The following is a 12721-nucleotide window of genomic DNA, read 5'->3' as shown; positions in this document are numbered from 1 at the left end:
CCTTCGGGCCCGTTTCGCGGGCCCCTGCCAGTACGTCAGGGTGCCATCTGTCGGCACTCATTCTGACCTATGCAGTCGTGACGGGTGTGACCGATGTGAACCGGGGAAACGATACCGGCGCGATCACGGCCGGGTTGCAAAATGGGCAAACCCCAGCGAATTTTTGGATGGCCGGCAATCCGGCCTGAGCGCGCCGAGTTCGGCCTGTACGTCGGTTGCAAATTGACGGGTGGCTATCTTCCAGGTCGTGATCCCCGCATCGTCTGACTGACGGTCAGTATCTGGACGTAAACATAATCAATTGATAGCGTTACAGCATGACCGCATCACCGGATGTCGCCGTCCACTGGGAGCTTGGCTCCGATCGGCCCCGTGAGGACTACGGATTCTTTGGGCCGGATTCGCCGACGTGGAAGGTGTGGAGCAGCCCCACCGCACTGATCGGTTTCCAGCGCTCGGTGGTGCTGGAGCATTTCGAACCACACCTGGCCGCCGCGGTGGCGGATTCGGCGGGTATCTATCGGGATCCGCGGGGGCGGATGGACGGAACCCTCGCCTACTTCCTCATCGTCGCGACCGCCGATTCGCGTACCGCGATCGAGGCCTCCGAGCACTTGCAGAAGGTTCATGCCCGTTCCAAGGGAATCGACCCGGTGACCGGAAAGCGCTACAGCGCCAACGACCCGGCCTCGCAGCTGTGGATCCATGTGACGGGCTGGCATTCGGTGCTCAAGTGCTACGAGATGTTCGGACCCGGGCCGTTGAGTCAGGCCGACGAGAACCGTTACTGGTCCGAGTGCGTGACCGCGGCCGAGCTGCAGACCGTCAATCCGGCCGATGTACCGCGGTCGCGTGACGAGGTTCGTGAGTACTTCGCCCAGATGCGCCCCACGCTGTGCACCTCCGAGCGCGCGCAGCATGCCATGCACTACCTGCTGCGCACCCCGCGGTCGGGCAGCAATCTGCGGTTCTGGGCGGTCAGTCGGCTGATGGCTCCGGCGACCATCGCGACGCTGCCGCGGTGGATGCGGGAACTGGGCCAATTCGACCAGCCTGGAATTGTCGATGTGGCGTACCGGCCGTTGGTATCTGCAGCCATGTCCGTCGCCAGCGTGCCGGCGATCGAAGACTCCATTGCGCGATTCGCCAAGTTACCGATGACAGCGACGACCCTGCGTGACTTCCACGCAGCCAAGGCGCCGGTTCGCACGGTCACCGTCACCCCGGCCGAGGCCAAGGAGCGGTACGGGAGGCGGGCCACCGCATAGGGCGACGCCTACGCTGACTACCTGTGACGGCTCCCGCATACCGCCCACGTCGTACCACCCTGGCTGTTCCCGGTAGCAGCCAGAAGATGATCGACAAGGCGAAAACCCTTCCGGCAGACGAGGTTTTCCTGGATCTTGAGGATGCGGTCGCGTCCCCGGCCAAGGTCGAGGCGCGCCAGCGCATCGCCGAGGCGCTCAACGCTCCGGGATGGTCCGGGCAGCTGCTGTCGGTGCGTGTCAATGACTGGACCACCGAATGGACCTACGCAGACGTCGTGGAGGTCGTTTCTCGGGCCGGCGGCAACATCGACAACATCCTGTTGCCCAAGGTCACCGATGCCTCGCACGTGACGGCACTGGACCTGCTGCTGACTCAGGTCGAGCGGTCACACGGGCTGCGGGTGGGTGCCATCGGTATCCAGGCACAGATCGAGAACGCCGAAGGGCTCACCAACATCGACGCGATCGCCTCGGCGAGCCCGCGGGTGCGCTCGCTCGTCTTTGGCCCGGCCGACTTCATGGCCAGCCTCGGCATGCGCACGCTGGTGGTGGGTGAGCAGCCACCCGGCTATGACGGCGAGGCGTATCACCATGTGCTGATGACCATCCTGGTTGCCGCGCGTGCGCACGGGATCGACGCCATCGACGGCCCCTACCTGAAGGTGCGCGACGTCGATGCCTTCCGGGTCGCAGCAAGCCGTTCGGCCGCGCTGGGTTTCGACGGGAAATGGGTGCTGCACCCCGCCCAGATCGAGGCGGGCAACGAGGTGTTCAGCCCGCGCCAAGAGGATTACGACAGAGCCGAACTGATCCTGGATGCCTACGAGTGGCACACCTCGGTGGCCGGCGGTGCCCGCGGTGCGGTGATGCTCGGCGACGAGATGATCGATGAGGCCAGCCGCAAGATGGCGCTGGTGATTGCGGGCAAGGGGCGTGCAGCGGGTATGGCGCGGCAGGCGTCCCCTTACGAGCCGCCGACGGGTTAGTAGGACCCCGATGTGCCGCTGCTCCCAGCGGCGATGATGATGAGAACCACTATCCAGAGCACGGGGATCACCGCGCCCAGGATGATGCCCGCAATCGCGATGCCTTTGCCATCCTGCTGTCTGGTCTTGAGTTGATTCAGCGCAATGACGCCCAGGATGACACCGACGATGCCGAGGATGATTCCCAGGTAGCAGGTGACGATGGCCGCGATTGACGTGATCAGCGAGGCGATGGCCAACCCGTTGGTGCCGGCGGTCGGCCCATACGCGCCGTACCCATACGGGTCCGCGTACCCGGGGGCCGGATATCCGGGATACCCGCCCGCGACCGGATAGCCCGCCGGTGGCGGGTAGGCGCCGGGCTGCCCGGGCTGATAGGACGGATAGCCCTGGCTGTACTGGGGGTACGCGGGCGGTGCCGTCGGATACGGCGGAGGCGCGGTGGGATACGTGGGCGGCGCGGTCGGGTAGGCAGCGCTGGGGTACGTAGCGCCCGGGTAACTCGGGTACGCAGGGTAGGACTGAGGAGACCCGGGCGTTTCCCAGGCCGGTGAGACGCTCGGCGGCGCCTGGCTCGCCGTGGACGCGGCATCGGCCGGCGGGGCGGACTTCTCCAGGGACGGGTACTCGTATCCCGACGAGGGGTCGGGGCTGGCGCCGGAGTGTTCGTTACCCGGGGTAGTCATGGCGCAAACCTAGCGTATTGCGAGGGCTGTCGGCCGTGCCGCGGGTGGAAAGTCGCAGGTCGCGGTCAAAGGGGCACCAACTGATGTCCCTGGGCGTTAAATAAGTGCTAGCTAGAGCGCCACCGTGCGCCGCCGACTCTCCAGGAGGATCGAACTCGTGGGACAACCGCTCACCCCCGGGCAACCACCGCGCTCGACGTCACAGCGTTCCCCGTTGTCTTCGTCGTTATCTCTGCCGACGCCGCCGCAGGGCTGGCCCATCGGCTCGTACCCGACATACGCCGAGGCTCAGCGCGCCGTTGACTACCTATCTGACGAGCAGTTCCCGGTCGAGAACGTCACGATCGTCGGAGTGAATCTGATGCAGGTCGAACGGGTAACCGGCCGGCTTTCCTGGCCCAAGGTGCTCGGTGGAGGCATGCTCAGTGGCGCGTGGCTGGGTTTGTTCATAGGCCTGGTGCTGGGGATGTTCAGCACAAATCTGGCCGGATCACTGGTGGTGGGACTCACCGTCGGGCTGGTGTTCGGCTTGGTCACCGCTGCGGTGCCCTACGCCATGACAAGGGGCACAAGAGATTTCGCGTCGACGATGCAGCTTGTCGCGGGGCGCTATGACGTGTTGTGCGAGCCGGCGCAGGCTGAGGCCGCGCGCGACATGTTGGCCAAACTCGCCATCTAGGCCAGGTGGTCACGCGCCGTATGGCGCTGGCCTGCGGTGTTGCCGGCGGGTACTGAGCCGGGCGGACAGTGGGACACTCGCACCGAACATGTTGCATGTCACCTGGTTTTCGCTCTACGGTTGCCGCGCGGGACGGGAGTGCCCGCCGTGCCGGCACGCGGAGGTGCCGAGCAACGTCAACGGACCAGGAGGCGGTCGTGCTGGAGTCGTCGGCCGGATGGTTCCGACGGAAGGGTGTGGCGCTGGGCTCGACCCTGCTGACCTGTCTGACGCTGGCTTCGCTGACCGGATGTGCTAGCTCCGACGACGGGGTCGTCATCCGCTTCTACACGCCGGCCAGTGAGGCCGGGACCTTTTCGGCTGCCGCGCAGCGATGCAACAAGGAATTGGGTGGCCGGTTCACCATCCAGCAGGTCAGCCTCCCGAAGCGGGCCGATGAGCAGCGATTGCAGCTTGCGCGGCGACTGACCGGTAACGACCGCACCCTGGACCTGATGGGCATGGACGTGGTGTGGACCGCGGAGTTCGCCGAAGCGGGTTGGGCGCTACCGCTTTCCGATGACCCGGCGGGCGTGACCGAGGCCGCCGCGCAGCGTGATGCCCTCGCGGGCCCGCTGGAGAGCGCCCGTTGGAAGGGCAAGCTGTACGCCGCTCCGTTGAGCACCAATACTCAGCTGCTGTGGTACCGCAAGGATCTGGTACCCGAACCTCCCGCGACGTGGGATCAGACGGTGCAGGCGGCCGAAGCCTTCGCGCAGTCAGGCGGGCCTAGCTGGATTGCGTTGCAAGGCAAGCAGTATGAGGGCCTGGTGGTTCTGTTCAACACACTGCTGGCGAGTGCGGGCGGCTCTGTTCTGGCGGGGGACGGCAAGACGGTGACACTGACGGATACCCCGGAGCACCGGGAGGCCACCGTCACCGCGCTGCGGACCATGAAATCGATTGCGACGGCGGACGGGGCGGATCCCTCGATCACTCAGACCGATGAGGGCACAGCGCGTTTGGCGTTCGAGCAGGGTAAGGCGGCTTTTGAGATCAATTGGCCGTTCGTGATGGCCAGCATGATGGAGAACGCCATCAAGGGCGGAGTTCCCTTCCTGCGTCTGGACCGGCGGCCGGACCTGACGGGCGCGATTGGCGGCGCGGGCCGGTTCGAGCCGAGCGATGAGCAGTTCGCCGCCGCCTACGAGGCGGCCAGTGCGGCGCTCGGTTTCGCGCCGTTTCCGTCTGTGGTGGCGGGACGGCCCGCCAAGGTCACCATCGGCGGACTGAACATCGCGGTCGCCAGAACGACGCGCTACAAGGCGCAGGCCTTCGAAGCGCTGAACTGCCTGCGCAGCCGGGAGAATCAGAAGGCGACAGCCATCGAGGGCGGATTGCCCGCGGTCGACTCGTCCCTGTACGACGATCCCGAGTTCCAGGCCAAATACCCCGCGTACGCGATCATTCGCGATCAACTGGCGAATGCTGCGGTGCGTCCCGCCTCGCCGTACTACCAAGCCATCTCGACCAGGGTGTCCGCGGTACTGGCACCGATCACCGCGATCGATCCCGAGCACACCGCTGACCAGCTGACCGATCAGGTGCAGAAGGCCGTCGACGGACGGGGGCTGATCCCGTGACCCCCACGACAAGCTCCGAGGGCAAGAAGGCCGAACGCAGGCTCGGGCTGTTGCTCATCGCACCGGCCGCGCTGTTGATGCTGGCGGTCACCGCGTATCCCATCTGCTACGCCGTGTGGCTGAGTGTGCAGAAGTACAGCTTCGCCAGCCCGCAGGATCGCAAGTTCGTATGGTTCGACAACTACGTCACCGTGCTCAGTGACAGATATTGGTGGAGCGCCCTTGTCGTCACACTTGTGATCACCGTGATTTCGGTGCTCATCGAGCTCGCGCTCGGACTGACCCTGGCGTTGGTGATGCACAGGACCATCTTCGGTAGGGGAGTCGTGCGCACCGCCGTGCTGATCCCATATGGAATCGTCACCGTGGCAGCGTCATACAGTTGGTACTACGCCTGGACGCCGGGCACCGGCTATCTGGCGAACCTGCTCCCGTCGGGCAGCGCGCCACTGACACAACAGATTCCGTCGCTTGCGGTGGTGATCCTGGCCGAGGTGTGGAAAACCACCCCCTTCATGGCATTGCTATTGCTGGCCGGTCTGGCTTTGGTACCCGACGATCTGCTGAAGGCTGCTCAGGTCGACGGCGCCAACGGCTGGAGCAGGCTGATTCGCGTCACCATCCCGATCATGAAACCCGCGATTCTGGTCGCGCTGCTGTTCCGTACCTTGGACGCCTTCCGAATCTTCGACAACATCTACGTGCTCACCGGCGGCAGCAACAACACAGGATCGGTATCGATCTTGGGGTACGACAACCTGTTCAAGGCCTTCAACGTCGGGCTTGGCTCGGCCATCAGCGTCCTCATCTTCCTGTGTGTGGCCCTCATCGCCTTCATCTTCATCAAGGGTTTCGGGGCCTCGGCGCCGACCGCGGACGGCGAGGGCGGACGATGAGCACGCAGGATCCGCGCCGGGCCCGCCAGTTGACCGGCTGGGCGATCGCCGATGTGCTGGTGCTCTGCTACGCCCTGGTTCCGGTGCTGTGGGTGCTGAGCCTGTCGCTCAAGCCGTCGTCGTCGGTCAAGGACGGCAAGTTCTTTCCGTGGCCGATGACGCTGGACAACTACCGGGGCATCTTCAGCGGCAACGTCTTCACCTCGGCGCTGGTCAATTCCATCGGCATCGGGCTCATCGCGACGGTGATCGCCGTGAGCGTGGGCACCATGGCGGCCTATGCGGTCGCGCGGCTGGACTTCCCCGGCAAGAAGGCGCTCATCGGAGCGGCCCTGCTGATCGCGATGTTCCCGCAGATCTCGCTGGTGACACCGATCTTCAACATCGAGCGCTCCCTCGGCCTCTTCGACACCTGGCCGGGACTGATCATCCCGTACATCACCTTCGCGCTGCCCCTGGCCATCTACACGCTCTCGGCCTTCTTCCGTGAGATCCCATGGGAATTGGAGAAGGCCGCCAAGATGGACGGCGCCACGCCGGCACAGGCCTTCTGGAAGGTCATTGCCCCGCTGGCCACCCCGGGCATCGTCACATCCGCGATCCTGGTGTTCATTTTCGCCTGGAATGACCTGCTGCTGGCGATCTCACTGACGGCCACCGACCGGTCCATCACGGCTCCCGTGGCCATCGCGAACTTCACCGGCAGTTCGCAATTCGAGGAGCCCACCGGATCGATTGCCGCCGGCGCCATTGTCATCACGGTGCCGATCATCATCTTCGTGCTCATATTTCAACGACGGATCGTCGCCGGATTGACCTCCGGCGCAGTGAAGGGTTAGCGATGGCTGAGATAGTGCTCGACCAGGTGTCCAAGACGTATGCGGACGGTTCCGCTGCGGTACAGGACATCAGCCTGAGCATCGCCGACGGTGAGTTCATCATCTTGGTCGGGCCATCCGGCTGCGGTAAGTCGACGACGCTGAACATGATTGCCGGACTTGAGGACATCTCCTCCGGTGAGCTCACCATCGCCGGCGAGCGGGTTAACGAGAAGGCGCCCAAGGACCGCGATATCGCGATGGTGTTCCAGTCGTACGCGTTGTATCCGCATATGACGGTGCGCCAGAACATCGCCTTTCCGCTGACTCTGACCAAGATGAGCAAGGCAGATATCAACGCCAAGGTCGACGAGGCAGCGAAGATCCTGGATTTGACCGACTATCTGGACCGCAAGCCCGCCAACCTATCCGGTGGTCAGCGACAGCGGGTGGCGATGGGGCGAGCGATCGTGCGCAGCCCCAAGGCGTTCCTGATGGACGAGCCGTTGTCCAACCTCGATGCCAAACTGCGGGTGCAGATGCGCACCGAGATCGCGCGCCTGCAGAAGCGTTTGGGCACCACCACCGTGTATGTCACGCATGACCAGACCGAGGCGATGACGCTCGGGGACCGGGTGGTGGTGCTGCGTGGCGGAAAGGTGCAGCAGGTGGGCGCACCCCAGGAGCTGTATGACACACCGGCCAACTTGTTCGTCGCCGGTTTCATCGGTTCGCCGTCCATGAACTTTTTTCCGGCGAGGCTCACCGATGTGGGTGTGCAGCTGCCCTTCGGTGAGGTGACGCTCGATGCCGGCGTGTACGCGGGCATCACCGCCAAAAAGCAGTCTGGTGACGTGATTGTGGGCATCCGGCCCGAGCAATTCGAGGATGCCGCCTTGGTCGACACCTACAAGCGGATCACCGGGTTGACGCTCACGGTCAATGCCGATGTGGTCGAGTCGCTGGGCTCGGACAAGTACGTGCACTTCACCACCGAGGGCGGCGCGGCGCATTCGGACGAGCTGACCGAGCTCGCGCAGGAATCGGAAGTCACCGACAACGAGTTCGTGGCAAGGCTTTCGGCGGCGTCCACGGTTGTCGCGGGACAGTCCATCGAGCTGATCATCGACACCGGCAAGCTGGTGATATTCGATGCCGAGTCGGGGGAGAACCTTTCCCTGGCGGCCGCCGGCGCGTGAACAGCGCGGGAATGAACTCGGACGAGATTGTCCGCACGGTACATGCGCATCTGGCCGGCCATTTTACCGGTCGCGGTGCGGGGGAGCCGGATTCGGCATCCGTCACCTTTCTGGGTTCCGAGCCGTATGAGCTGCTGCGCTACGGTCCCGACGACGCCGGGCTGACCCATTTCGCCTCGGTGGGGGCCTGTAGATATCCGATGTCCGACCCGGGGGAGATGCTGGCCTCCGAACAGCTCGGGCCGCGGGCCGAGGTGCTGATCAGCTTGCGCGGCAATGTTTTCCCGGGCCTGGCCCGTTCTCTTGCGGTGCTGGCGGCTTCGCCTGCGGTGGAGGGCCTGGTGCTCACCGATGATGCGCTTGTCGACCTCGGCCAGCCGCTCTGGGACGACCCGGACAGGCAGGCCTTCACCGCGGTGCTGCTGCAAGCCAGTGATGTCCCGGATCTTCCACTGCCCGAGCCACTCTCGCCGGTTCGATTTCTGGCGGCGGTACCCATCACCGCTAACGAGGCCGCCTGGGTTCGGCTCAAGGGAGCCGACGCGCTCCGGGATGCGTGGCTGCAGGCCGATATCGACGTGATGGATCCGTCACGCGCTCACGCCCAGCCGAGCTAGCGCGCTACAGCCACCCGTTCTTGCGGAAGTTCCGATACAGCAGCGTGCACACGGCGACCATGACGACCAGGACAGTCGGGTAGGCAGCCGGTTCGGCCAGCTCGGGCATGTGCTCGAAGTTCATGCCGTAGATACCGGCGAGCATGGTCGGAAATGCGGCGATACCGACCCAGGCGCTGATCTTGCGCATATCGGTGTTCTGCTGCATGGCCACCTTGCCGAGTGCGGCGTTCACCAGGGAGGTGAGCAACTCGTCGTAGCTTCCGATCTTGTCCGCCGCGTGCGTTTGATGGTCGAGCACATCACGGAGATACCGGCGTACTTCCTTGGTGATGAGGTCGTTGTGGTCTTGGGTCAGCTTGCTGAGTGCGCTCGTGAGCGGGCTGATCGCACGACGCAACTCCACGACTTCGCGCTTGAGCATGTAGATGTGTTCGATGTCGGTGCTGGATCGGGGTGAGAAGACGTTCTGTTCCATCGCGTCGATATCGGTCTCGACGAGGTCGGACACCTCCATATAGGAGTCGACCACGCGGTCCGCGATGGCATGCATGACGGCGTACGGGCCCAGCCGCATGTGGTCGGGATCCGCGTCCATCTGTGCGCGTACCTTCGCCAACCCGCTGTGGTCGCCGTGCCGCACCGTCACCACGAAGTCGCCGCCGACGAAGATCATGATCTCGCCGGTCTCCACGATCTCGCGGGCAGAGGAGATCGATTCGTGCTCAACATAATTGACGGTCTTGAGAATCAAGAACAGGGTGTCGTCGTACCGCTCCAGCTTGGGGCGGTTGTGTGCGTGCACGGCGTCCTCGACGGCCAGCCGGTGCAGGCCGAAAGGTTCGGCGACCGCTTCCATCTGGTGTTCGTCGGGTTCGTGCAGACCCACCCAGACGAACCCGCGATCCAGCGAGCGCACCTTTTCCAGCGCGGCGGTCGGGGTGTACTTGCCCGGCAGCCGCACCCCGTCCACATAGACGGCGCAGTCGACGATGGCCCGGGCGAGGGGAACGGGGATGCGTTTGGCATCGGTCTCGGGTTCACGACCGCGGATGGGCGAACGCAACGACGACGGGCTGACCGACGGAAATCGCGCCATGATGTGGGCTCCCTGCTCGCATACCAATTCTGCGGAACCGTGCTGCGCGATGGTAACCCGTGAACCTGTGGCACCGCCTGGGAGACTGACGTCGTGGCGTTCGATATCGCGGTGTTCACCTCAGTGTTCATCACCCTCGTGGTCATCATGGACCCTCCGGGTGCGGTACCTGTTTTCTTGTCGCTGACGGGACGGCAGCCGGCCGCCGAACGGCATCGTGCGGCCTGGCAGGCGCCCGCGGTCTCGTTGACGGTCATCTCGATGTTCGCGATCGGCGGCCAGGCGATTCTGGCCTACCTGCATATCGGGGTGCCCGCGCTGCAGGGGGCGGGAGGGCTGCTGCTGCTCATCACCGGTTTGTCGTTGTTGATGGGTGGGGCCACCAGTCATGACGCCGATAGTGGGGTCAATGTGGCTCTTGTTCCGCTGGGTACCCCGCTGATGGCGGGGCCGGGAGCCATCGCGGCGACCATCATCGCGGTCCGTCAGGCGCAGGGACAGGTGGGTACCTACCTAGCCATCGGTGCGGCGATCCTATGCGTGCATGTGGTGCTGTATTTGACCCTGAGGTTCTCGACGGTGCTGATCAGGGTGCTGCGGGAGGGCGGAATCATGCTGCTGGCGCGGGTAGCCGGTCTGTTGCTGGCCGCCATCGCGGTGCAGATGATCGCCGAGTCGGTGCGCGGATTCGTAGCGGGTGCGTAACGGGGCTGCTCACAGTTCCAGAGTCGCCAGAAGTGACCTCCGCCTCGGCCAGTAGTCTCACGCTGTGACCGCATCCGACGTTGTTGTGACAGATGAAGAGATTTTCGAAGCACATATCGACGGGAAGCTGTCGGTAGAGCTCAAGTCGCCGCTGGATACCCAGCGTGCGCTCTCGATTGCTTACACCCCGGGTGTCGCGCAGGTCTCGCGGGCCATCGCCGCCGACCCCAGCCTGGCCAAGAAATACACGTGGGCGCACCGCCTGGTCGCGGTGGTCAGCGACGGCAGCGCCGTGCTCGGTCTGGGCGATATCGGTCCGTCGGCATCACTGCCTGTCATGGAGGGCAAGAGTGCGCTGTTCAAGACCTTCGCCGGCCTCAACTCCATCCCGATCGTGCTCGACACCAAGGACCCCGACGAGATCGTCGAGACGCTGATCCGCCTGCGGCCCACCTTTGGTGCGGTCAACCTGGAGGACATCTCGGCGCCGCGCTGTTTCGAGATCGAGCGGCGCGTGATCGAGGCGCTGGACTGCCCCGTCATGCACGACGACCAGCACGGCACCGCCATCGTGGTGTTGGCCGCGCTCATGGGCGCATCGCGGGTGTTGGGCCGCAATCAGCAGTCACTCAAGGTGGTCATTTCCGGCGCGGGCGCGGCCGGCGTCGCGTGCGCCAACATTCTGCTGGCAGACGGCATCACCGATGTGACGGTGCTGGACTCGAAGGGCATTGTGCACACCAGCCGCGATGACCTCAATGAGTTCAAGGCCGACCTTGCCGCGCGCACCAACCCGCGTGGTCTCACCGGTGGGCAGGCCGAGGCGCTCGCGGGTGCCGATGTGTTCCTGGGTGTTTCGGCGGGCAAGGTGGATGAGTCGCTGATCGCGACCATGGCGGACGAGAGCATTGTCTTCGCGTGCTCCAACCCCGATCCCGAGATTCACCCTCATATCGCGGCCAAGTACGCCGCGATCGTGGCGACGGGGCGCAGCGACTTCCCGAACCAGATCAACAACGTGCTGGCCTTCCCCGGCGTGTTCCGCGGGGCACTGGACGCCGAGGCCACCAAGATTACCGAGCGGATGAAAGTGGCTGCGGCCGAGGCGATTTTCTCGGTTGTGGAACCTGACCTGGCGCCCAACAAGATTGTGCCCAGCCCGCTGGACCCGCGCGTCGGACCGGCCGTGGCGGCCGCCGTGCAGGCTGTTGCGCACGAGGTCGATGAGCCGTCCACGCGAAGAGGATCGGGCAGCGCCTAGCCGTCGATGTTCATTTCTCGCGTATGGACGGCGGGGCTGCTGGCGACGGCGGCTATTCTCGTCGGCTGTTCGGAAAACCACGGTCCGGCACCGTATCTGACGGTGGTGACGACCAGTGACCCGCAGTATCAGGTGCTTGCGCATATCTATGCGGCGGTGGTGCAGGCAACCGGTATCGACACGAGGGTGCGCGAGAGTGCTGATCCAGTAGCAGAATTGGACACGGGCATCGCGAGCGTCGCACCCGGGTTCACCGGCAGAGTGCTACGGCAATTCGCGCCGCAGCAGCGGCCCACCGGTGACGAGGAGGCCGCGTACAAGGCCATGATCGCCGCGCTGCCCGCGGGTGTCGCCGCGGCCGACTACGGGACGGCCGAGGATCGTCCGGCGCTGGCGGTCGCCGCGTCGCCGGGCGCCTCGTCCAAGCCGACGCTGGCGGCCTTCGTTCGGCATTGCGATCAGCTGCTGCGCAGCGGGCAGGTCGGTCAGGGGCCCGTTCCGGTGCCGCGTATTGGGTCATGCGATACCGGTGCTCCCCGTCAATTCGCCGGGGCCGGTGAACTTTTCGCGGCGCTCAAACGCGGCGAGATTGCGGTGGCCTGGACCAGTACGGCCAGCCAGAACCTGCCTGTCGACGGGGTCACGGTGCTAGATGATGGGAAGAACTGGCTTCCGGCCAATAACGTCGTTCCCCTCTACCGCCGCAATGAGTTGACCGAACCACAAGTGTTGTCGCTCAACAAGGTTGCCGGTGAGCTCACGACCGGCGATCTTTCGACTATGACGCGGGAGGTTTCCGGCGGGGGAGACCCGCAGCGCGTGGTGGACACATGGCTCAACGATCACCAGATTTTGCTGCGCGGCTAGCGGCGGTCCCGCGACCTG

At 64.8% G+C, this 12721-nt stretch carries 13 protein-coding genes; 11 read left to right on the top strand and 2 right to left on the bottom strand.

Translation table 11 applies throughout. The features are described from left to right. Nucleotides 1–317 precede the first annotated feature (317 nt). Nucleotides 318–1268, top strand: a complete 951-nt coding sequence (locus BKG76_RS03330; RefSeq protein WP_070935947.1) for an oxygenase MpaB family protein — start codon at nt 318–320, stop codon at nt 1266–1268. 23 nt (nt 1269–1291) lie between these two features. Further along, nucleotides 1292–2254 (top strand): HpcH/HpaI aldolase/citrate lyase family protein, encoded by a 963-nt coding sequence (locus BKG76_RS03325; protein WP_070935946.1) that lies wholly within the window; start codon nt 1292–1294, stop codon nt 2252–2254. Here the strand turns inward: BKG76_RS03325 and BKG76_RS03320 are convergent. Then, on the bottom strand, nt 2251–2940 hold the full coding sequence (locus tag BKG76_RS03320) for a DUF4190 domain-containing protein (protein WP_070935944.1): 690 nt from the start codon (nt 2938–2940) through the stop codon (nt 2251–2253). The two genes, BKG76_RS03325 and BKG76_RS03320, sit on opposite strands and share 4 nt — an antisense overlap. Nucleotides 2941–3097: 157 nt before the next feature. Here BKG76_RS03320 and BKG76_RS03315 point away from each other — a divergent pair, with 157 nt between their 5' ends. From BKG76_RS03315 to BKG76_RS03290, 6 genes are all read left to right on the top strand, one after another. Then, complete coding sequence (locus tag BKG76_RS03315; RefSeq protein WP_005110090.1) at nt 3098–3619, top strand: general stress protein; 522 nt, start codon at nt 3098–3100, stop codon at nt 3617–3619. Between the two features lie 197 nt (nt 3620–3816). Further along, nucleotides 3817–5241, top strand: coding sequence for an ABC transporter substrate-binding protein (locus BKG76_RS03310; RefSeq protein WP_070935942.1), 1425 nt, complete (start codon nt 3817–3819; stop codon nt 5239–5241). Then, nucleotides 5238–6137 carry a carbohydrate ABC transporter permease gene (locus tag BKG76_RS03305; protein ID WP_070935940.1) on the top strand — a complete coding sequence of 300 codons (900 nt, stop codon included), beginning with the start codon at nt 5238–5240 and terminating at the stop codon, nt 6135–6137. Before BKG76_RS03310 ends, BKG76_RS03305 begins: the two co-directional genes overlap by 4 nt. Further along, nucleotides 6134–6976: a carbohydrate ABC transporter permease gene (locus BKG76_RS03300; RefSeq protein ID WP_070935938.1), complete on the top strand. Its 843-nt coding sequence runs from the start codon at nt 6134–6136 to the stop codon at nt 6974–6976. Before BKG76_RS03305 ends, BKG76_RS03300 begins: the two co-directional genes overlap by 4 nt. Nucleotides 6977–6978: 2 nt before the next feature. Next, complete coding sequence (locus BKG76_RS03295; protein ID WP_070935936.1) at nt 6979–8154, top strand: ABC transporter ATP-binding protein; 1176 nt, start codon at nt 6979–6981, stop codon at nt 8152–8154. A gap of 11 nt (nt 8155–8165) precedes the next feature. Next, the gene (locus tag BKG76_RS03290) at nt 8166–8771 is read left to right on the top strand and encodes a suppressor of fused domain protein (RefSeq protein ID WP_070936830.1); all 606 of its coding nucleotides are present in this window, start codon (nt 8166–8168) and stop codon (nt 8769–8771) included. A gap of 4 nt (nt 8772–8775) precedes the next feature. Here the strand turns inward: BKG76_RS03290 and corA are convergent, their stop codons facing one another. Next, entirely contained in the window at nt 8776–9870 is a 1095-nt protein-coding gene (gene corA / locus BKG76_RS03285; protein ID WP_070935934.1) for a magnesium/cobalt transporter CorA, read from the bottom strand. A 93-nt stretch (nt 9871–9963) separates the two neighbouring features. Between corA and BKG76_RS03280 the strand changes: the two genes are divergently transcribed. The 3 genes from BKG76_RS03280 to BKG76_RS03270 all read left to right on the top strand — a co-directional run bounded on the left by BKG76_RS03280 (nt 9964) and on the right by BKG76_RS03270 (nt 12703). Further along, a complete protein-coding gene (locus BKG76_RS03280; protein ID WP_070935932.1) occupies nt 9964–10575 on the top strand; it encodes a MarC family protein in 612 nt (203 codons plus the stop codon). A gap of 64 nt (nt 10576–10639) precedes the next feature. Then, nucleotides 10640–11836: an NAD(P)-dependent malic enzyme gene (locus tag BKG76_RS03275; protein WP_070935929.1), complete on the top strand. Its 1197-nt coding sequence runs from the start codon at nt 10640–10642 to the stop codon at nt 11834–11836. 6 nt (nt 11837–11842) lie between these two features. Beyond that, nucleotides 11843–12703 carry a glycine betaine ABC transporter substrate-binding protein gene (locus BKG76_RS03270; protein WP_070935927.1) on the top strand — a complete coding sequence of 287 codons (861 nt, stop codon included), beginning with the start codon at nt 11843–11845 and terminating at the stop codon, nt 12701–12703. Nucleotides 12704–12721: the final 18 nt, after the last annotated feature.

The sequence above is a fragment of the Mycobacteroides franklinii genome (genome assembly GCF_001853795.1).
Classification (GTDB): Bacteria; Actinomycetota; Actinomycetes; order Mycobacteriales; family Mycobacteriaceae; genus Mycobacterium; species Mycobacterium franklinii.
This window is presented reverse-complemented; position numbering and strand designations above follow the sequence as displayed.

Coding starts and splice junctions, on each gene's coding strand:
- BKG76_RS03330 (WP_070935947.1), top strand. CDS start 318: ATGACCGCATCACCGGATGTCGCCGTCCACTGGGAGCTTGGCTCCGAT.
- BKG76_RS03320 (WP_070935944.1), bottom strand. CDS start 2,940: ATGACTACCCCGGGTAACGAACACTCCGGCGCCAGCCCCGACCCCTCG.
- BKG76_RS03300 (WP_070935938.1), top strand. CDS start 6,134: ATGAGCACGCAGGATCCGCGCCGGGCCCGCCAGTTGACCGGCTGGGCG.
- BKG76_RS03295 (WP_070935936.1), top strand. CDS start 6,979: ATGGCTGAGATAGTGCTCGACCAGGTGTCCAAGACGTATGCGGACGGT.
- BKG76_RS03290 (WP_070936830.1), top strand. CDS start 8,166: ATGAACTCGGACGAGATTGTCCGCACGGTACATGCGCATCTGGCCGGC.
- corA (WP_070935934.1), bottom strand. CDS start 9,870: ATGGCGCGATTTCCGTCGGTCAGCCCGTCGTCGTTGCGTTCGCCCATC.
- BKG76_RS03270 (WP_070935927.1), top strand. CDS start 11,843: ATGTTCATTTCTCGCGTATGGACGGCGGGGCTGCTGGCGACGGCGGCT.